Here is a 20,441-nt window from a genome sequence, read left to right as displayed (position 1 = left end):
TAATCAGGCCGCGTGCAGGCTGCCGCCGTCCAGCCACTCGAGTTCGGCCGGCGAAAGCGCGATGTCCAGCGCCCGCAGGCTGTCGTCCAGTTCGCCCAGCGTGCGCGGCCCGATCAACGGGACCGATGGGAAAGGCTGGTTGAGGACATAGGCCAGCGCAATATGGATCGGGCTCTTGCGCAGCCTGGCGGCGAGTTCGATCGCCCGGTCGCGGCGGCCGAAATTGCGCTCGGAGTACCAGACCCGCACCAGTTCCTCGCTGTCCAGCCTGTCGCGCCCGGCGCGGTCGGTGAAGAAGCCGCGTCCCTGGCTCGACCAGGCGAAATTCGGCATCTTCCTGGATGTCAGCCAGGCTTTCCAGTCGTCGGTGGAGGAGGTGATGCAGCCGGCCCAGATCGGCTCCAGCATTTCGGCCAGCGAAAAATTGTTGGAGAGCGCGCCGGGCTTCTGCTTGCCAGTGCGCTCGGCATAGGCAATGGCCTCGTCCATGCGCTGCATCGTCCAGTTGGAGCCGCCGAAGGGACCGCGAATACGCCCGGCCTTGACCTCCGCGTCCATGGCGTCGACGAACTCGCCGACCGGCACGTCCGGATTGTCGCGATGCATGAAATAGATGTCGACATGGTCGGTCTGCAGACGGTCGAGCGACTGGGCAAGCTGCTTTGCGATCACGTCGGGATAGCAGAGCGGCGAGTGCGCGCCTTTGGCGATGATCACCGACTGCTCGCGCACGCCACGGTTTCTCAGCCATTGGCCGAGCAGCGTCTCGGTGTAGCCGCCGCCATAGACGTAGCCGGTGTCGAACAGATTGCCGCCAGCCTCGAAAAAGGCATCGAGCAGGATCGACCCGGAGGAGAAGGTGCGGAAATCCTCGAAGCCGAGCGCCACCACGGAGGTCGGTTTCGGCAGGCCCGGAATGGTGCGCTTGCCTATCGCGGTGCCGCCGGGCCGCAGAGGTCGGCCGGAGACGGTGTTGGTGCGCAGCGAGGCCTTCTCGATCTCGTACTCCAGCCCCACCGCCGCGCGCCATCTGTCTAGCACGCGCAAGGTGCCGAGGCTGTCGGCCCAGCCCATCCCCGGCCAGGCGAATTCCTGTCGCCCGGCGCGGATCGCCTCGCCGGCGGCATCGACCTCGAAGGAATAGACATGGCGCTTCTCGTTGACGCTGATGGTCTCTTGCGCGCCGTCGGCGCCGATCACGTCGATCCGGCCGAGGCCGACATCGCGGTCGCCGCCGGCGAACCAGAAGTCCGGCACCTCGATGCGGCCCTTGGTGCCGAAGATGCGCAGGACGTTGTCCTGGTTCAGCGAGATACTGCAGGAAACCTCGGCGACGATGCCACCGGGGAAATGCAGGACAGCGGAGGCCCATTCGTCGACGCCGGACTGGCCAAGATGGGCGGCGCCCACCACCTTGTCGGGTTCGGCGAATGGCTCTCCCGCGGCAGCGCCGGCAATGAGACGCACCATCGACACGGGATAGCCGCCGACGTCGAGGATGCCGCCGCCGGCGAGGTCGTTGGCGTAGAGCCGGTGCTCCGGCATGAAATCAGGCATGGCGAAGCCGAAGCTCGACTTGATCATCCTGATCTCGCCGATGACGCCGGACTTGACCAGGCCTACCAGTTGCAGCGTCTGCGGATGCAGCCGGTACATGAAGGCTTCGCCGAGAAAGGTGCCGGCCTTGCGCGCCGCATGCATCATGGCATCTGCCTCGAAGGCGGTCAGGCCGAGCGGCTTTTCGCAAAGCACATGTTTTCCGGCTTCCGCCGCCCGGATCGCCCATTGCGCGTGGCCGGGATGCGGCACCGCGATATAGATCGCGTCGATCTCCGGATCGGCGAGAAGAGCGTCGTAACCGTCGAGGATGCGGGCGCCTGGAAAGCTCTCGGCCAGACCCGGCTTGCCGGGGTTGCGCGCGCCGATGGCGACCAGTTTCCCGGTGCGCGAACCGGCGACGCCGCCGGCAAAGGCCTTGGCGATGCCGCCCGGCCCAAGAATCCCCCAGCGAATGGGCGTTGATGCAGTCATGTCATTCTCCTTGCGGGCTTGGAAAGGGGCGGCCGGTCAGCGCAGCCGCAGCCCCTTTTCGTCGAACAGGTAGGATTTGCGGATGGAAACGGTGACCTCCGAGGTGTCGGGAACCTTTGCCGCGTCGCGCTGGATCACCACATCCTCGCCATGGGTCGTTCGGGCATAGAGGAAGCTCGTGCCGCCCAAATGCTCGACCACGTCGATGGCGGCGGTGAGGTCGGCGTCGCCTTCACCGGCGCTGCCAAAATGTTCCGGCCGCACGCCGACGATGACTTTGCTACCCAGTTCAGGCCCTGCGCATTTCAACCGTTGCGTGATGCGGGTCTTCTCCTCGCCGGCCAGCTCGACCACGACCCCTTTTTCATCACGCCCGACAATATGGGCTTTGATGAAATTCATCTTCGGCGAACCGACAAAGCCGGCCACGAACATATTGTCGGGATTGTCATAGAGCTCCAGCGGCCTGCCGATCTGCTCGATATGGCCGGCGCGCAGCACGACGATCCGGTCGGCCAGCGTCATCGCCTCGGTCTGGTCGTGGGTGACATAGACCATGGTGGCGCCGAGTTCCTTGTGGAGTCTTGAAATCTCGACCCGCATCTGGACACGCAGTTCGGCATCAAGATTGGAGAGCGGCTCGTCGAACAGGAACACTTGCGGCTCGCGCACGATGGCGCGGCCGATGGCGACACGCTGGCGCTGGCCACCAGAAAGTTTTTTCGGACGACGATCCATCAATTCGCTGATGCGCAGGATCTCGGCCGCGCGCTTCACCCGCCGCTCGGTGTCGGTCTTGGGGTTGCCGGTCATGCGCAGCCCGAAGGAGAGATTCTGCTCGACGCTCATATGCGGATAGAGCGCGTAGGACTGGAACACCATGGCGATGCCGCGGTCGGCGGGCTCGACATCGTTGACCACCTTGCCGCCGATGGCGATCTCGCCGCCGCTGATGTCCTCCAGCCCGGCGATCATCCTGAGCAGCGTGGACTTGCCGCAGCCCGACGGGCCGACGAAGACGACAAACTCGCCATCGGCGATGTCGATGTTGGCACCGTGGACGACTTCGAACGCGCCGAAGCGCTTGGCGACATTGGTGAGCGTGACGGTTGCCATTCTGCCCCTTACTTGACCGCGCCGGCGGCGATGCCGGCGATGAAATGGCGCTGCAGGAGCACGAAGACGATGAGCATCGGCACGGTCAGCATGACCGCGCCCGCCATGATGCCGCCCCACGACACTTTGGTCAGGCCGATCAGCGTGCCAAGCGCCACGGGTGCTGTCATCGAACCCGGCTGGCTGTTGATCAGAAGTGGCCACAGATAATTATTCCAGGAGGCGAGGAACAGGATGATGCAGAGCGCCGCCAGCATCGGCCGCGCCAGCGGCAAGGCGATGAAGACGAAGATCCGCCACTCCTTGACGCCCTCGACGCGGGCCGCATCGAACAGATCGTCCGGCATCATCGAAAAACTCTGGCGCATGAACAGCACGCCCAGCGAATTGAACAGCGGCGGCACGATCAGCGCCACCCAGGTGTTGGCAAGCTTGAAGTCGCGCGCCACCATGATGAATTGCGGGATCAGCACCACCGCATAGGGCAGCGTGATGGTGCCCAGGATGATGGCCACGACCACGCTTTTGCCGAAGAACTGGTAGCGGGCCAGCGCCCAGCCGGCCATCGAGGTCAACAGCACCGACAAGACGGTGTAGGTCACCGCCACGCAAACGGAGATGACGATGGCGCCGACGAAGTCTGTGTCGCGCTGCAAATTGTTGAAATTGTCGATGAAATTGCCGCGCGGCAGCAGTTCGATGCCCGGGCTGAATATGCCATTGTCGGGCATGGTCGAGAACACCACCATCATCCACAGCGGAAACAACCAGATCAGCGCCAGCGGCGTCAGGAACAGGTGCAGTGCGATGCTTCGTTTCAGTCTTGCCGACGAGAGCGAACTCATTTCGGTTCCCTCGTCAGCCATAGCTGCACCAGCGTGATGGCGATCGCCAGCCCGGCCATGGTGTAGGCGACGGCAGAGGCATAGCCGAAATTGAGCGAGCGGAAGCCCTGGCGGTAAAGCAGCAGACCGAGCGTCTCGGTGCCGCCGCCCGGCCCGCCGCGCTCGGTGATCAGGAACGGCTCGGTGAACAATTGCATGGTGCCGATGATCGACAGCACGGCGCAGAAGACGATGACCGGCTTCAACAGCGGCAGGGTGATGTAGAAGAATTGCTTGAGCTTGCTTACCCGGTCGAGCGTCGCTGCCTCGTAGACATCCTCGGGAATGGACTGCATGCCGGCCAGCAGGATGATGGCGTTGTAGCCGGCCCAGCGCCAGGTGACCGCGATCATGATCAGCGCCATGGCCGGCGTGACATTGGAAAACCAGTCGACCTTGGGCAGGCCGATGCTGTTCAGCAGCTTGTTGACGATCCCGAAATCGAGGCTGAACATCAGCCGGAACACCGCCGAATAAGCGACTTCGCCGACCACCACCGGGGCGAAGAAGGCGAAGCGGTAGAGGCCGCGCGCCTTGAGCAGCGGCGAATTCAGAAGCACCGCCATCACCATGGCTAGCGCGATCATCACCGGAACCTGAATGACGAGGATGAGCAGCGTGTTCTTCAGCGCGTTGAAGAAGGCGGGGTCGCCGACCAGCCGGCCCCAGTTGAAACCGGGCGCGAAGCGCCACGGCACGGTGCGCGTCGCCTGGAACGAGATCAGGAACGAGGAGATGATCGGCCACACCCAGAAGATGGCGAAGATCAGGAGATAGGGCGTAAGGAAGCGATAGGCCGTGGCATTGCGGGCGCGCATCTTTTGTCCTCCTTCATCCCTGGTGTTGAAAGCAAGCGTGCAAGCGGCGGGTCCAGGACGGCATAGCTGCCGTCCCGGACCCCGTCCTGGGAGTTCAGGACTTGACAGGCAGCCCAGTCGCCGAGGCGATCTGGCTGGCGGCATCGTCGAGTGCCGCCTTGGCGTCGGGATATCCGCCGGCGAGGTATTTGGTCTGCACGGCGCGCACGATGATCTCGGCATCGCTCTGGAACTGCGTGCCGCGGCTCGGAACGACCTTGGGCAAGGTGCCCAGAATATCCTTCCACACCGCCTGGCCGCCCCAGTAGGGCTGGCCCTGGCTGACGTAAGGGTCGTTCAGGGCCGAGACCAGTGATGGGACGAGGCCGAACTCCTTCAGCATGGTGATCTGGCCTTCATTGGTGCCGAGCGTGTATTTCAAATACTCGTAGGCCGCTTCCTTGTTCTTCGACGCCGAGGTGATGGCGAGCGACGAACCGCCGAGATTGGCGGCGTGCGGCCCGTCCGCGGTCAGGCTCGGCATCAGGTAGACGCCCCACTTGCCGTTTTCGCCGGCCGATTCGGTGCGGATGGTGCCTTCGTACCAGCCGCCATAGACCTGGGTGGCGACGGTTCCGGCGGTGTTGTTGGTGATCTTGGTGCCCCAGTCGGCCGACGAGACGATGCCCGCGTCCTTCATCTCCTTGACCTTGGTCATGGCGTCGACGCATTTGGGCTGGTTGACCGTGATCGACTGGCCGTCCTCGGCGAAATAGGCGCAGCCCTGTTCGTTGGAGATCATGCGGAAGAATTCACTGTCGCCGTTGAAATCGGCATTGGTCATCGAGACCCCTGGATTGGCGGCCTGGATCTTCTTGCCGGCGGCGATGAAATCGTCCCAGGTCTTGATCGATGCCGGATCGACGCCGGCCTTTTCATAGAAGTCGCGGCGATAGAAGGCGGCGACCGGGCCGGAATCCCACGGCATGGCATAGGCCTTGTCGCCGACTTCGAGTTCGGTACGCTTGAAATCGGGGAATTTCTTCTGGTCTTCCGCCGTGTAGCCCAACGTGTGCAGGTCGACGAAACAGTCGGGGAACTGGCTCCAGTAATTCTCGGCCTCGCCGTTCTCGATGGTCACGATATCAGGCAGGCCGACGCCGCCGGCCGCGCACCCGGCGATCGACTTGTCATAGGTCGGCTGGTTGCCGAGATCCTGGACCGTGACCTTGATGTCGGGATGGACCTTGTTGAAACCGGCAACCGTTGCCTTCAGCGACGAGGCGGCGATGTTCCAGCTCCAGATGGTGATTTCGCCGGATTGCGCGAAGGCCGGGGCTGAGCCCAAGGCAAGCGCGAGCGCGGCGCAGGACAGTGTGATGCGCATTGAAATCCTCCCATTTCATTTGCTCTCTCTGCGAGCCTGGCTAGACTAGGCACCGGCAAAGGCCTGTCCCCGACAAAGGGAATACGAAATTGGCGGAAAGTAAGATGCCCGAACGGCCGTTTTACCAGCCTGGTGCCAGCAGTGTGGAAGGCCTGCCGCTGCTGTTGCAGATGTTCCACACCAATCCGCTGGTGATGCTGAAGCCGCATTGGCATGCCCAGGTAGAGGTGAATTTCATCGTCCGCGGCTCCGTCCACTACCGCATGAACGAGCACGAAATCTCGCTCTCGGCCGGCGAGATGTGCCTGTTCTGGGGCGGCCTGCCGCACCAGATGGACGATTTGAGCGACGACGCCGTCTATGCCGGCGCGCACCTGCCGCTGGTGCATTTCTTCCGGCTGCACCTGCCGGCGGATATACGCCACCGGCTGATGACGGGTGCGACGCTGGTGACAAGCGCCACCGATCAATCCGACAATGACAATTTCGCCCGCTGGAACCGCTACGCCCGTTCGGGCGACCCGGCCAAGACCGAGCATGCCGTCAACGAACTCCTGCTGCGGCTGGAGCGGGTGCGGTTCGAGCCCTATCGGCTGGTGCCGGAAAACGCCGCCGGGCAGGAGGCGGGCTGCCCCTTCGACCAGCAGTCCTCACGCAATGTCGGGCGCATGTGCGATTTCATCGCCGAAAATTTCCTCTACGACATCGATTGCATGAACATAGCGGCCGCCGCCGATATCCACCCCAAATACGCCATGGGCCTGTTCAAGAAATCAACCGGCATGACGCTCAACGAATATGTCAACCTGTTGCGGCTGAGCTACGCGCAGGCGCTTCTGATGCATCAGGACGCCAATGTGCTGCGGGTCGCCATGGACTCGGGCTTCGGCTCGCTCAGCGCCTTCAACAAATCCTTCCGCAAGCTGGCCGGCATGACCCCATCCGACTTCCGCAAGGGGCTGCCAAGCGCCAGATAGGCGGGCGCACGACATGGAAACCGACCCATCGGGCGACATTTCTTTTCCTGCGGGAAATCCACATCTGGGCGCTGGACAGGCCGGATTCCCATGCTATAACCCACGCGCTTTCAAGGGGCGCCCACGGTGCCTTCATGAAATCCGGAGCGCGAGTTTTCGTTAGCCGGAACAGGCCCAGATAGCTCAGTTGGTAGAGCAGCGGACTGAAAATCCGCGTGTCGGTGGTTCGAATCCGCCTCTGGGCACCATCATTTTAAAAATCCAAGCGCTTATGGCGTGACCACCTGATCGCTATCAATCGCATGCGCCTGTTGCACGGGCGTTCGCGTGTCGTCGCTTAGGTTTTCTTGTCGCCATCGGGATTTGGTGCAGGTGCCTCTCGCACGTCTCGTGGTGGCGGATCGACATGCTCAGGCTCTGACGGTGCTTCCTTGTCCGGCCGACGGACGGGTGGCTGCGGGCCGGGCTTCGGCCGTGGTTCTTGGATCTTGGCTAGCATATCCAGTTAACCGCAACCACAGGCTCTTGTTCCCTTGTGTCTTAAAGAACCGGGAGGCCGAAGCCTTCTGTCGGCTTGGTGCGGGTGCCCGCCCTGTCACAAAGATCGATGGACGGAACGACTTTGCCTTCGCCGGGCTTGTGAAGGATTCAATTTGCTTGGTGATCCCACAACCCTAGGGCAAACTCCCTGCCGGGGCTGCAGGAGGTGAAATGAGAGCACGCGCAGCAACGCTTGGGGATCTCGAGGATGTCTTCCATGGCCTGTCGAAGCGGATGTCGGACGAGTACGCGGCGGCCGGCAAGGACAGCAAGATCGCCTACGACAATCTGATGATGAATTTGAAGGAAGGCCGCGCGCACGCGCTTGTCGAGGGCGAGAAGGCCGTGGCGATCATTGCCTGGCATGAAAACAGCGACGCCGCCGATACGCTGTTCGCCGCGCGGGAGGATTTCTTCCGCGGCTCGACCGTCCGTTTCTGCAAGCGGCATATCAGGCACATCCAGGCGCTTGCCGGCAACCTTCCAATCCACTCGCGCAGTTGGCTCCAAGGGCCCGACGTCGCCAGGTGGTTCGGCATTATCGGCTATGTCGAGCGCGGCCAGGAAAACGGCGCAAAACTGTTCGAACTGCCGCCTGCGCGCTGAATAGAAATTCTACCGCACCGCGAACGCCGCCTGCACCGCCCGGTTGACCGTCACCGGCAGGATCGACATGTGGTTTTCGCCGGCATGGAGTTCGAAGCTTGCCCGCAGGCCCGGGAGCGCGTCGAGGCGTTCCGCCATCGCCCTGGCGAATTCGTCGGTAAGGATGAGCTTTTTCTGCGCCAGGCGCTTTTCCTCGTCTTCCGCGCCGACCTGGAACGGCGCCAGCTTTTCGGTCTCATACTCTCCGGCCGACAGGATTACGTCGGCTTTCAGGCCGTCGGGAACAGCGGCTTCGAACCTTTCGAGAAAGCGGTCGATAACGCGATCTTCCCAATAGATGGCAGGGCTGGCCGCAATGAAGGTGCTGAATGAGAGCGGGCGGGTAAACAGGGCGTAGAGCGCGAACAGGCCACCGAAAGAGTGGCCGTAAAGTGCCTGGCGGCTCTCGTCGATCCTGGTCCGGCTGGCGACCCACGGCTTCAGCTCGGCTTTGATGAAGGCCAGAAAATCCCCCGCCCCGCCGGTCCTGACTTCCGGCGTGCCCTCGTGGAAGGGCGGATAGGTCCTGCCCGGCGGTGGCCCCAGATCCCATGAGCGGCGCAGCGGGTCATAGGCGCCCTCGACGGGGTAGCCGATGGCGACGATGACGCCCCAGCCGACATTGGTGCCGGCGGGATAGGGGGCCTGCGCGCGCATCGCGTCGACCGCCGTGCCGATAACGGCGTTGCCGTCGGTCATGTAGAGCACCGGCCAGCCGGCCTCGGGCATTGGCCCCGACGGCACATGGATGAAGACCCGCCAGGGATCGCCTCCGCTTTTGCCAACGAAGTCGTGGACGGTGGTGTCGGCAATCAAGGCTGGCGTCGCCATCGGCTTGGATATCTCCACGGGACAAGGCTCAGCGGCGGCGCAAGAGCCACATCAGGACGGGGCCGCCGATCAGCGTCGCGACGAGGCCGGCCGGAATCTGGCGCGGGAAGATGGCGGTGCGGCCGATCCAGTCGGCGCAGACCATGATCAGCGCGCCGGCAAGCATCGCGCCGATCGCTTGCGGCAGCGCACGCGACAGGCCAAGGCGCCACGCCAGGTGCGGCGCCATAAGGCCGATGAAGGTCAGCGGCCCGACGACCAGGGTCGAGGCGGCGGTGAGCGCTGCCACCATCAAAAGCACCAGCAGCCGTGTTGCCTTGAGGTTGACCCCGAGGCTTTGCACCGCGGCGGAGCCGAGCGGCAGCATGTCCAGCCAGCGCAGGAAGAACGGTGCGAGCAGGAACAGGCAAAAGGCAAACGTCGAGGTCAGAAGCGCCGAGCCGGCGTCGACGCCGTAGGTCGAGCCGGTGAGCCAATTGAGCAAAAGCATGGCGCGCGGATCGCCCGTGGCGGTGAGCACCAGGATCAGCGCGTCGAACAGGGCCGTCAAGGCGACACCGGCAAGCAGCAGCCGCTCTGGCGCATAGGCGGTACGGCGACCGATCGCCAGCGTCACCAGAAGGGCGGCGAAGGCGCCGATCGTGGCGGCCAGGGTCTGTACCGGGCGGCTGGCATCGGCGAGCGCGAACAGCGCCACCATCATGCCGAGCGCAGCGCCGGCGCTGATGCCGAGCACCTCGGGGCTGGCCATCGGATTGCCGGTCAGCCGCTGCATCATCAGCCCGGCCAGCGCCAGCATGGCGCCGGCGGCAAGTGCCGCGGACACTCGAGGCAGCCGCCAGGCCAGCAAGGGCCGCAGCTGATCGCCGGACGCGAATGTCCAACCATCGGTGCCCGGCCCGTAGAGCAGCGCCAGCACGAGCAGCAAAAGCAGGAGGCCGCCGATCGCCGCCAGCACAAGGCCGGGCCTTTTCGTTCTGGGCAAGCGCTCGGCGGCGAGTGCCGGTGCTTCCGCGCCAAGCGCGAGGCGCGGCAGAAGCCAAAGAAGCAGAGGCGCGCCGAGAAGCGCCGTCATCGCGCCGGTCGGCAGCAGGTCGCCCTGTGGCCCGGTCGCGACCTGCACTCCCTGGTCCGCGGCCCACAGCAGTGCCGCGCCGATCAGCGGCGCCATCACCAGTTGCTGGCCTAGCCGGCGGGCGCCGCCGATGCGCGCGAGCGTGGCGGCGGCAAGGCCGACGAAGCCGATGACGCCGATGGCGGCAACGACGAAAGCGATCAGGGCGACCGCCGCCGCCAGTCCGGCGAAGCGATAGGCACCGAGCGGGACGCCGAGGCTGCGCGCGCCTTCGTCGTCGAGGCCAAGCAGAGTCAGCGGCCGCACCATGAGGCCGATCGCCAGCGCGGCACCGCCAAGGCGCGGCAAGAGCCACCGCGTCACCGACCAGTCCTGCTGGCCGAGCGAACCGGCGCCCCAGAGGAACAGGCTGGCCAGCCATTCATGCCGAAGCACCACAAACGCAGCACCGATGGCGCCGGCATAAAGGCTGACGACCAGCCCGGCCAACACGACCGAAAGCGGCGACAGGCCCTTGTGCCAGGAGAGCGCCAGGACCGCCGCAAGGGCAGTGAAGGCGCCGGCAAGCGCCACCCATTCGCGGCCGAAGGCAAGCAGCGACGGCGCCAGAAGCGTCGCCAGCGCCAGCGCCAGATAGGCGCCGGCCGAGACGCCGACGGTTTCGGGCGAGGCGAGCGGATTGCGCAAAACCTGCTGCAGCACCGTCCCGGCCAGTCCGAGGGCCGCACCGCAGAGAAGGCTGACGGCGAGCCGGGGCAGGAAAGCGTAGTGGACGAGCACCTGCCTGATATCCTCGACATCGGGGCTTGCGAGCGCCCCCAGCCAGAGTGCCGGCGGCAATTGCACGCTCGTGTTGGAGAGGGTCGCGGCGCCGGCCGCGCAGAGAAGCACGACGCAAAGCAGGATCGCGCCCAGGGGATATCCGCCTGGTATGCGAGGCGACGGGGTGCGACCGCGGACGAGGACGGCATTGTCGGGCAAGATCGCTTCCTGCTCAACCACGGGCGGTCTCCGCCGTCAGCGCCGCGGCCAGCAGGCGGGCAAAACGGCTCGCCGAGGGCAGCGTGCCGAACATCAGCACCGCAGGCAGGCGCATGATCGAGCGCTTGCGCACGAACGGCATGGCATTCCAGACCGGGCTCTCGGTCAGCGTTCCGCCCGCCCCTTCGGGCAAGGGTTCGAGATAGGCAAGGCGCGCATCATCAGACGTTGCCAGCCCGTCGATACCGACGGTTGCAAATCCCCAGTAATTAGTCTCTCCGGCCCAGGCGTTGCGGATGCCGATGCGGTCGAACACCGCCTGAAACAGGCTTTTTTCGCCATAGACGCGCACATTGCGCGGATCGAGGAAGCTGACGACATAGATCGGCCGCGCCGAAAGCGGTTCCAGCTGCTGCTTGATGGTCGAAAAATGCGCCTCCGTCGCCGCTATCAGCGCCTCGCCCTCCCTTTCCTTGCCGACAAGCCTGGCCAATTGCCGGGTCGCCTCGATGGCGCGCTGATAGGGCTGACCGCCCGGCGTATAGATGCCGATCGTCGTCACCGGTGCCACGCGCTCGAGCAGCGGCTTGATGCCGTCGAGATAAGGGATGGAGAGGATGATGTCGGGACGAAGCTGTTGCAGGAATTCGAGATTGGGCTCCAGGATCGTGCCGATGTCGGCGACTTGGGGCGGCAGCGGCGGCTCGACCACCCACCTTTCCCAGACCTCACGGTCGGCGATAGCGACCGGCGTGATGCCGAGCATGAGCAAGGTCTCCGCCAAGCCGTCATCGAGGCAGACGATGCGCGGCGGGCTGGCCGCGGCTGGCGTCACGACGCCGGTGAACGGCAGAGTGAACAGCGCGAGCGCGTGGCGACGCGTGATCCGGACGCGCGGACGATTGACCTCTCCTGGCCGGGGTTGATGATCTGTATTCAACTTGGCTTGCCTGTTGCCCGGGGCCCTGGTCTCCGGCGACCAATCCGAGTTGACTATTAAACAGGATATTCTTAGTCAAGTTTTAAGACGAGGCCGGCGGCGACAAACCCCAAGAAGGCAGGTGACGCGATCCGGCAACAGCTCCTAAAATCCGTCAGCAAACTATCCCCGAAAAGGGGCCGGAGGCGGTGCCGGGCGCATCCGCCACAGCGTGATCGGGTTGCGCTCGGCAGGCGTTGATGGTTTGTTGCCGGTCAGCGGAGATCAAGTGATGCGAGAATCCATGGGTCAAGACGAATACGGGTCGGCGAACCCCTTCGATCCGGACGACCTGCCGAATTTGAACGCGATCGGACCAGGGATCGGCAATAACGACTTCGAGAAGTACGCGGTCGCCGTGATCATCGTGTTCGGCGCCCTGATCATCGGCGGCTTGATGGCCGCGTCGATGACTTTCGGCCACCGCAACGGGTTCCTGTTTGCGCTGGGCGGTGCCACGTCGGCCTGGATATCGGGAAACGCGCTGCTGCTCGACCGGCCACGCATCTATGCGCTGTTCGTCGGCATCGCCGCCTTGATGCTGATCGCGTCGACCATCACGCTGGTGACCTGACGGCTCCCGGGCCATGAGGCGGAGGCCGGTCCCGAAAGGCGGAATCCGGCCTCATCCGGAAAGCAACCGTCTTGCGGCCTGTCAATATCCGAGCGCCTCGCCCGATGCCGCGCGGCTGTCGATGGCGCCATTGTAGCGGGCGCCGCCGCCCTTCTCGATTTCCACCAGGCTCTTGCCGCCGACGAGAATGCCCGCCGCCTGGCCCCAGCCCTGGTCACTGAGATCAAGGCGATAGCCCATCCCGGCCAGCAGTCTTTCTGTATCCGGCGAAAGGCCGAACGGCTCGACATAGACGGTATCGGGCAGCCATTGGTGATGAATGCGCGGCGCGTCGATCGCCTCCTGGATGTTCATGCCGTGGTCGATCACGTTGACGATGGCTTCCAGCGTGATGGTGATGATGCGCGAGCCGCCTGGGCTGCCGATGACCATGAACGGCTTGCCATCCTTGGCCACCACGGTCGGGCTCATCGAGGACAGCGGCGTCTTCTTCGGCTGGATGGCATTGGCTTCGCCCTGGACGAGGCCATAGAGGTTGGGCACGCCGGGTTTCTGGGTGAAGTCGTCCATCTCGTTGTTGAGCAGGATGCCGGTGCCGTCGGCGACGACGCCGGCACCGAACGAACCGTTCAGCGTGTAGGTGACCGCGACCGCGTTGCCGTCCTTGTCGATGATCGAATAATGCGTCGTCTCCTTCGACTCGCCGAAGCCCTTCGGCATCAGATCCTGCGACACGCCGGCGCGGAACGGATCGATCTTGTCGCGGATGTCCTTGGCATAGGCTTTGTCCAGCAGCCTGGAGACGGGGTTGTCGACGAAATCGGGATCGCCGAGCGCGGAGTTGCGGTCGACATAGGCGTGGCGCATCGCCTCGACCATGACGTGGACGGTCTCGGCCGAGCCGGCGCCGAGATAGGACAGCGGATAGCCTTCCAGCACGTTGAGGATTTCGCAGATGATGACGCCGCCTGAGCTCGGCGGCGGCGAAGAGATGATCTCGTAGCCGCGATAGGAGCAGGTGACGGGCTTCAACTCGCGCACCGCGTATTGTTCGAAATCACCCTTGGCCAGGATACCGCCCTTGGCGCCGCTCGCCTTGACGATGGCGTCGGCGATGGCGCCCTTGTAAAAGGCATCGGGACCTCTCTCGGAAATGGCCGAGAGCGACGCGGCAAGGTCGGGCTGAACCAGCTTCTCGCCGACGCCATAGGGCTTGCCATCGATTTTGAGGAAGGCCGCCGCCGCCGCTGGGTCCTTCGCCAGCCTTTCGGCGCTGCCGGCGAACGAAGCCGCATCGCCCTGGTTGAGGACGAACCCATCTCTGGCATAGGCGATCGCCGGCGCCATCAGGTCCTGCCTGGACAAGGTGCCATATTTCTGGCGCGCCATCTCGAAACCAGCCACCGAGCCTGGTACGCCGACCGCGAGATAGCCGTCCAGGCTAGCGCCCTTCACCGGGTTGCCGTCCTTGTCGAGATACATGGTCTTGGTCGCGGCAAGCGGCGCCCGCTCGCGGAAATCGAGGAAGGTCGATTTGCCGTCCTTGAAGCGGATGGTCATGAAGCCACCGCCGCCGATATTACCGGCATTGGGATAGACGACGGCCAAGGCATAGCCGACGGCGACCGCCGCATCGACGGCATTGCCGCCCTTTTTCAACACCTCGACGCCGACTTCGGAAGCCAGATGCTGGGCCGTGACGACCATGCCGTTCTCGCCCTTGGCCGGTGCCGGCGACGCGGCGAAAGCCGATGGCGAAAAGGCGAAGGCGATGGAAAGACCGAGGGCGATCAATGTCCTACGGGTGAGATGCATGGCGGGTTCTCCAAGTGGTGCTTGCCTAGAAGAGCTACTTGGAGCGATCGAGTCCATCTTCAATGAAGACATTCACGGGTTGGTGACTGCTCGCTTGTGGTGGAGATGCAGAGCAGAGGAGGCGTGAAGGACCGCCAACTTTCGGACGTCGGCGCGACAGCGTCCCCTCTGTCCTGCCGAACATCTCCCCCGCAAAGGGGAAGATCGGCTCTACCTCAAACGATCCCGCCGGAACCACCTGCGACGGCTGGCCGCTCCGCCGCGACCTTGGCGCGATAGCCCGCCGCCCGGTATGCGGCGACCGGATCTATGGCGCCACCTGTCTTCAGCCGTGCCATGGCAAGGATCGGCTCGACATCGGTTCGGTAGGCCGCCTTCAGCGTCTGCGTCGCCATCAGTGCGTCATTGCCGTCCTGGAACCCCTCAAGCGCCTTTCGGTCGACCAGCAGCGCCTGCGCATAGGCGCGCTGCACCTCGACCGCCGACAACATCAGGCTTTCGATCGGATCGGTGACATTGTGGCTCTGGTCGAGCATATGGGCGGGGTCGAACCCCTCGGCGCCTGACAGCTCGGCATCGACCAATTCGTTGAAAACCAGGAACAGCCGATAGGGGTCGATCGACCCGGCATCGAGGTCGTCGTCGCCATATTTCGAATCGTTGAAATGGAAGCCGCCAAGTTTTTTGAACTGGATCAGCCGCGAGACGATCATCTCGATGTTGACGTTGGGCGCATGATGGCCGAGGTCGACCAGGCAGAAGGCCTTGTCGCCGAGCTCCCTTGAAATGATGTAGTTGGTGCCCCAGTCCTGCACGACGGTGGAGTAAAAGGCAGGTTCATACATCTTATGTTCGGTGAACAGCTTCCAGTCGTCCGGCAGCCCGGCATAGATCTCCTTCATGGCATCGAGATAGCGCTCGAACGCCTTGGCGAAATTGACCTGGCCGGGGAAGTTGGAGCCGTCGCCGATCCACACCGTCAGCGCCTTCGACCCAAGCGTCTTGCCGATCTCGATGCATTCGAGATTGTGCTCGACCGCCTGACGACGCGTGTCGGCGTCGGCATGCGACAGCGAACCGAATTTGTAGGAAAGCGTCTGGTCCTTCGCGTCGGAAAAGGTGTTGGAGTTCATCGCATCGAAGCCAAGCCCGAAGCGGGAGGCCGCCTGCTTCAGCCGGTTCGGATCGGCCTTGTCCCAAGGAATGTGCAGCGACACGGCCGGCGTCGCCTGCGTCAACTGCTGGATGACAGCGCAATCCTCGATCTTGTCGAAGATGTCGCGCGGCTCACCGGCGCCGGGAAAGCGGGCGAAGCGGGTGCCGCCGGTGCAGACGCCCCAGGACGGGATCGCGACCGCGAACTTTTCCACCTTGTCGCGGATAGAGTCGATGGCGATGCCGCGTCGGTCGAGGCGCTCGCCGAGTGAGGCATAGTCACGCTCGAGGTCAATCTTGCGCGCGGCGTTACTGCTGGCGACGATGTCGGCGGAGATGATGGATTCGGACACTGCTGTTCCTCCCAGAATGCATTCGGTCGGCGGCGCCCCTCATCCGCCTGCCGGAAACTTCTCCCCGTATAGCGACGGGAGAGAAGGGGCCAGCGTGAGCGCCGGCGAGCGGCTACCGCGTAAAGCTCTGTGCGTTGCCGGCGTCGACGTTGATGATGTTGCCGGTCGACTTGGCCGACATGTCGGAGGCGAGGAAATAGATCGCCTCCGCGATGTCTTCCGGGAAGACGGAGCGCTTCAGCATCGAACGCGAGCGGTAGTGCTCTTCCAGATCGTCGGTCGACATCTTGTAGGCGGCGGCACGCTGTTCCTTCCACTCGCCGGTCCAGATCTTCGAGCCGCGCAGCACCGCATCCGGGTTGACGACATTGACCCTGATCTGGGCTTCCGCGCCCTCCAGCGCCAGGCAGCGGGCGAGATGAATTTCGGCGGCCTTGGCGGTGCAGTAGGCGGCGGCGTTGGGCGATGCCGCCAGGCCATTCTTGGAGGCGACAAAGACGACGTTGCCGCCGATCTTCTGTACCCGGAACAGCCGGAATGCTTCCCTGGAGACCAGGAAATAGCCTGTGGACAGGATGTCCATGTTCTTGTTCCACAGCGCCAGGGTCGTCTCCTCGATCGGCGCCGACGATGCCAAGCCGGCATTCGAGACCAGAACGTCGATGCCGCCGAACTCGACGGCCGTCTCGGCGAAGCCGGCGACGACCTGGTCCTCCGAGGTGACGTTGATGAGAACTGGGCGGACGAAATCCCTGCCATAGGCTTTTGCCAGTTCCTCGTTGGCGCCGGCGAGTGCCGCCTCGTCGATATCGGCCAGCACGACGCAGGCGCCTTCGCGCAGCAGGCGGTTGGCCGTGGCGCGGCCGATGCCGCCGGCGCCGCCGGTGACCAGCGCGACCTGGCCGGCGAGAGACTTCGGCTTCGGCATGCGCTGCAGCTTCAAATCCTCGAGCAGCCAATACTCGATGTCAAAGGCCTCCTGCGCCGGCAGGCCGACATAGGACGAGACGGTCGACGCACCGCGCATGACGTTGATGGCGTTGACGTAGAATTCGCCCGAGATGCGCGCTGTCGCCTTGTCGCCGGCGAAGGTGAACATGCCGACGCCGGGCATCAGATAGACCACCGCGTTGGGGTCGCGGATAGCAGGCGAGTCCGCATGCTTGCAGCTGTCGTAATAGGCTTGGTAGCCGACACGATATTCGGCAATGTCGTCGGCGAGTCGCGCGATGACGGCATCGACGTCGGGCTTTGCGGGATCGAATTCGATCACCAGCGGGCGGATCTTGGTGCGCAGGAAGTGGTCCGGGCACGAGGTGCCGAGGGCTGCCAGCGGGCGCAAATCCCTGGAGTTCACGAATTCGAGCACGGCGGGCGAGTCATCGAAGTGGCCAAGCTTGTGGCTCTTTTCCGAGACCAGGCCGCGAATCCTGGGCATCAGCTTGGCGGCAATCGCTCGGCGGGCAGCCGCATCGAGCGACTTCACCACCTCCCCACCGAAGATCGCCACGCCTTCGGAGCGGCGCTCGAACCACTCTATCGCTTGGTTGATCACCGAAATCGTCGTTTCGTAGCACTCCTTCGGCGTATCGCCCCAGGTGAACAGGCCGTGGCTTTCGAGGATGACGCCCTTGGCGGTGGGGTGTTCGACGCAGAATTTCTCCAGCCACAGGCCGAGTTCGAAGCCCGGCCGCTTCCACGGCAGCCAGCCAATGGCATCGCCGAATATCTCGTTCGTCAGCACCCTGGAATCCTTGGCGGCGGCGATGGCGATGATGGCATCGGGATGCATGTGGTCGACAAAAGGCTTCGGCACATAGGCGTGCAGCGGCGTGTCGATCGAGGCCGCGCGCGGATTGAGGTTGAAGGTGCAGTGGGGAAGATAGCCCACCATCTCGTCCTCGTGCTCGACGCCGCGATAAAGCCCCTTCAGCGCCCGCAGCTTGTCCATGTAGAGCGTTGCGAAGCCATCAAGCTTGATCGAGGCGCTGTCGCCGCCCGACCCCTTCACCCACAGCACTTCCACATCCTGGCCGGTGAGCGGATCCTTCTGCCATATCTTCGAGGAGGTGTTGCCGCCGCCATAATTGGTGACGCGCTTGTCGGAGCCGAGCGTGTTCGAGCGATAGACCAGCAGCTCGGGCTCGCTCATCCCCTTCGCCTTCGCGTCGTCCCACAGATTGGCGAGGCGCGAGCCGGAGCGCTTGTCGAGCATAGGTAATCCTCCCTTTGGAGCGCGCACCATGCGCTCCTTTTTCGCTCGGGAATGTCTACGCAAGAGACGAGCTTGTCAATCACAAACGATCAATATCAATCATATTGCACTGCACAATGAAATTATATGATCGGAAATGATTGACACTGCTCGGATTGGGTGCCTAGATGCTGAGGCAGGGAGGAACCATGCACGAAAAAGAGCGCCACAGGATCATTCTGTCCGCCGTCCAGGAAAAACCTGTGGTGACGGTGCAGGAAATGGTCGACCTGACGGAATCGTCCGAGGCGACGATCCGGCGCGACATCGCGGCTCTCCATGTCCAGAAGCGCCTGCGCCGTGTGCGCGGCGGTGCTGAAGCAATATCGCCGCCGCAGTTCATCGGGCTGGCCGGCCGGCCCTTCTCCGTCAACGAAACGCTCAACGCGGCGCAGAAGCGGGGGATCGCTCGTGAAGCGGTCGAGTTGTGCAAGGACGGCGAGCCGATCATCATCAATGGCGGTACCACCACCTTCCAGATGGTGCATTTCCTGACCGGCCTCCGCATGCCGATCTTCACCAATTCGTTCCCGATCGCCGAGCACCTGCTCAAGCACTCCAAGAACACGGTCATGCTGTCGGGCGGCACCATCTATCGCGAGCAGAACATCATCCTGTCGCCCTTCGACAATGACGTGACGCGCAATTTCTACGCACGCCGCATGTTCATGGGCGCTCAGGGACTGGGGCCGCTCGGCCTGATGGAAGGCGATCCACTGCTGATCCAGGCGGAGCAGAAGCTGATCGACCAGGCCGACGAGTTGGTGGTGCTGGTCGATTCCTCGAAATTCCGCAAACGCTCCAGCCTGATCCTGTGCGGTCTTTCGCGCATTGCCACCGTCATCACCGACGACGGCATCGAGGACCGCGAGGCAAAGATGCTGGAAGCCGCGGGGGTGACGTTGATCGTCGCCCGCAAGTCGACAAAAGAAGAATCTTCACTGCAGGCCTGAGACACCTCACGCCCGCAGCGGCGATGGAATGCAACGCTCAAGGGAGGAAATTCGATGAGCTTCTTGAAGAAACTGATGGTGACGGCGGCCTTCTCGGCCGCCATGTTCGTGAATGCCGCCTACGCGGAAAACGTCAAGATCGCGCTGGTGGTGAAGTCCCTCGGCAACGGCTTCTTCGATGCCGCCAACAAGGGCGCGCAAGAGGCGGCTAAGGAACTCGGCGACGTCGACATCATCTACACCGGCCCGACCAAGGCGACCGCCGAGGCGCAGATCGAAGTGGTCAATTCGCTGATCGCGCAGAAGGTCAACGCCATCGCGATTTCGGCCAATGACGCCGACGCGCTGGTGCCGGTGCTGAAGAAGGCGATGGAACGCGGCATCACCGTCATCTCCTGGGATTCGGGCGTCGCCAAGGAAGGCCGCCAGCTTCACCTCAACCCGTCCGACACCGGCCTGATCGGCGAGACCATCATCAAGCTTGCCGCCGACTATCTGCCGGAAGGCGGCGATGTCGCCATCCTGTCGGCCTCCTCGACCGCGACCAACCAGAATTCCTGGATCGAAGCGGCCAAGAAGGTGCTGCCGGAGAAGTTCCCCAAGATCAAGCTCGTCGCCACAGTCTATGGCGATGACGATTCGGCCAAGAGCACGGACGAAGCCAAGGGCCTGTTGAAGTCCTATCCGAACCTCAAGGCGATCATCGCGCCGACCACCGTCGGCGTCGTCGCCGCCGCCCAGGTCGTCACCGACGAGAACCTGATCGGCAAGGTCAACGTCACCGGTCTGGCGCTGCCGTCCGAGTTCAAGAAGTTCATCGACAACGGCGCCAGCCAGGCCGTTGCGCTGTGGAACCCGATCGACCTCGGCTACTCCGCCGTCTACCTCGCCCACGACCTGGCGGTGAAGAAGGAAGAGGCCAAGCCGGGTGCGACGCTGTCGATCGGCCGCGTCGGCAAGGTCACGCTCGACGACACCAACTCGGCCGCGATGGCTCCGCCCTTCCAGTTCGACAAGAGCAACATCGAGAAGTTCTCCAAGATCTATTGATCTCGGAGCTTTCAAGTTGCCGCGGGGGGACTCACGTCCCGCCG

General features: G+C 63.6%; 16 protein-coding genes and 1 tRNA gene. 6 read left to right on the top strand and 11 right to left on the bottom strand.

The window, feature by feature from the left end; translation table 11 throughout:
- Positions 1-3: 3 nt before the first annotated feature.
- From LB524_RS26800 to LB524_RS26780, 5 genes are all read right to left on the bottom strand, one after another.
- Positions 4-2,031: an aldo/keto reductase gene (locus LB524_RS26800; RefSeq protein ID WP_224531321.1), complete on the bottom strand. Its 2,028-nt coding sequence runs from the start codon at positions 2,029-2,031 to the stop codon at positions 4-6.
- Between the two features lie 36 nt (positions 2,032-2,067).
- Positions 2,068-3,147 carry an ABC transporter ATP-binding protein gene (locus tag LB524_RS26795; RefSeq protein ID WP_224531319.1) on the bottom strand — a complete coding sequence of 360 codons (1,080 nt, stop codon included), beginning with the start codon at positions 3,145-3,147 and terminating at the stop codon, positions 2,068-2,070.
- 8 nt (positions 3,148-3,155) lie between these two features.
- Positions 3,156-3,992 (bottom strand): carbohydrate ABC transporter permease, encoded by an 837-nt coding sequence (locus LB524_RS26790; RefSeq protein WP_140660715.1) that lies wholly within the window; start codon positions 3,990-3,992, stop codon positions 3,156-3,158.
- Entirely contained in the window at positions 3,989-4,849 is an 861-nt protein-coding gene (locus LB524_RS26785) for a carbohydrate ABC transporter permease (protein ID WP_015316252.1), read from the bottom strand. The genes LB524_RS26790 and LB524_RS26785 overlap by 4 nt, the downstream gene beginning before the upstream one ends.
- Before the next feature lie 94 nt (positions 4,850-4,943).
- Positions 4,944-6,215 carry an ABC transporter substrate-binding protein gene (locus LB524_RS26780; protein WP_140660714.1) on the bottom strand — a complete coding sequence of 424 codons (1,272 nt, stop codon included), beginning with the start codon at positions 6,213-6,215 and terminating at the stop codon, positions 4,944-4,946.
- Positions 6,216-6,319: 104 nt separating this feature from the next.
- On the opposite strand from LB524_RS26780, the gene LB524_RS26775 reads away from it, so the two are divergent.
- The 3 genes from LB524_RS26775 (at position 6,320) to LB524_RS26765 (ending at position 8,338) form a co-directional block, all read left to right on the top strand.
- Complete coding sequence (locus tag LB524_RS26775) at positions 6,320-7,192, top strand: helix-turn-helix domain-containing protein (RefSeq protein WP_224531316.1); 873 nt, start codon at positions 6,320-6,322, stop codon at positions 7,190-7,192.
- A 172-nt stretch (positions 7,193-7,364) separates the two neighbouring features.
- A tRNA-Phe gene (locus LB524_RS26770) sits at positions 7,365-7,440 on the top strand.
- Between the two features lie 463 nt (positions 7,441-7,903).
- Positions 7,904-8,338 carry a hypothetical protein gene (locus tag LB524_RS26765; RefSeq protein WP_015319225.1) on the top strand — a complete coding sequence of 145 codons (435 nt, stop codon included), beginning with the start codon at positions 7,904-7,906 and terminating at the stop codon, positions 8,336-8,338.
- Between the two features lie 9 nt (positions 8,339-8,347).
- Here LB524_RS26765 and LB524_RS26760 read toward each other — a convergent pair whose 3' ends face one another.
- From LB524_RS26760 to LB524_RS26750, 3 genes are read right to left on the bottom strand one after another with little or no spacing between them, the layout of a single operon-like run.
- Positions 8,348-9,208, bottom strand: coding sequence for an alpha/beta hydrolase (locus tag LB524_RS26760; RefSeq protein ID WP_224531314.1), 861 nt, complete (start codon positions 9,206-9,208; stop codon positions 8,348-8,350).
- Between the two features lie 28 nt (positions 9,209-9,236).
- A complete protein-coding gene (gene fhuB / locus LB524_RS26755; protein WP_224531312.1) occupies positions 9,237-11,285 on the bottom strand; it encodes a Fe(3+)-hydroxamate ABC transporter permease FhuB in 2,049 nt (682 codons plus the stop codon).
- Entirely contained in the window at positions 11,278-12,204 is a 927-nt protein-coding gene (locus LB524_RS26750; protein WP_015319228.1) for an ABC transporter substrate-binding protein, read from the bottom strand. The genes fhuB and LB524_RS26750 overlap by 8 nt, the downstream gene beginning before the upstream one ends.
- Positions 12,205-12,475: 271 nt before the next feature.
- Between LB524_RS26750 and LB524_RS26745 the strand changes: the two genes are divergently transcribed.
- On the top strand, positions 12,476-12,817 hold the full coding sequence (locus LB524_RS26745) for a hypothetical protein (RefSeq protein ID WP_015319229.1): 342 nt from the start codon (positions 12,476-12,478) through the stop codon (positions 12,815-12,817).
- Positions 12,818-12,898: 81 nt separating this feature from the next.
- Here LB524_RS26745 and ggt read toward each other — a convergent pair whose 3' ends face one another.
- The 3 genes from ggt to LB524_RS26730 form a co-directional block, all read right to left on the bottom strand.
- Positions 12,899-14,632, bottom strand: coding sequence for a gamma-glutamyltransferase (ggt, locus tag LB524_RS26740; protein ID WP_015319230.1), 1,734 nt, complete (start codon positions 14,630-14,632; stop codon positions 12,899-12,901).
- A 215-nt stretch (positions 14,633-14,847) separates the two neighbouring features.
- Positions 14,848-16,140, bottom strand: a complete 1,293-nt coding sequence (gene rhaI, locus LB524_RS26735) for an L-rhamnose catabolism isomerase (protein WP_224531309.1) — start codon at positions 16,138-16,140, stop codon at positions 14,848-14,850.
- Between the two features lie 112 nt (positions 16,141-16,252).
- A complete protein-coding gene (locus LB524_RS26730) occupies positions 16,253-18,355 on the bottom strand; it encodes a bifunctional rhamnulose-1-phosphate aldolase/short-chain dehydrogenase (RefSeq protein ID WP_224531306.1) in 2,103 nt (700 codons plus the stop codon).
- 188 nt (positions 18,356-18,543) lie between these two features.
- Here LB524_RS26730 and LB524_RS26725 point away from each other — a divergent pair, with 188 nt between their 5' ends.
- Together LB524_RS26725 and rhaS are read left to right on the top strand one after the other, a co-directional pair.
- Positions 18,544-19,347, top strand: a complete 804-nt coding sequence (locus LB524_RS26725) for a DeoR/GlpR family DNA-binding transcription regulator (RefSeq protein WP_224531304.1) — start codon at positions 18,544-18,546, stop codon at positions 19,345-19,347.
- Positions 19,348-19,401: 54 nt separating this feature from the next.
- Positions 19,402-20,397 carry a rhamnose ABC transporter substrate-binding protein gene (gene rhaS, locus LB524_RS26720; RefSeq protein WP_015319234.1) on the top strand — a complete coding sequence of 332 codons (996 nt, stop codon included), beginning with the start codon at positions 19,402-19,404 and terminating at the stop codon, positions 20,395-20,397.
- Positions 20,398-20,441: the final 44 nt, after the last annotated feature.

This window comes from Mesorhizobium sp. ESP6-5 (assembly GCF_020164695.1).
Taxonomy (GTDB): domain Bacteria; phylum Pseudomonadota; class Alphaproteobacteria; order Rhizobiales; family Rhizobiaceae; genus Mesorhizobium; species Mesorhizobium australicum.
The sequence above is the reverse complement of the archived record's forward strand: the minus strand, read 5'-3'. Positions and strand labels throughout refer to the sequence as shown.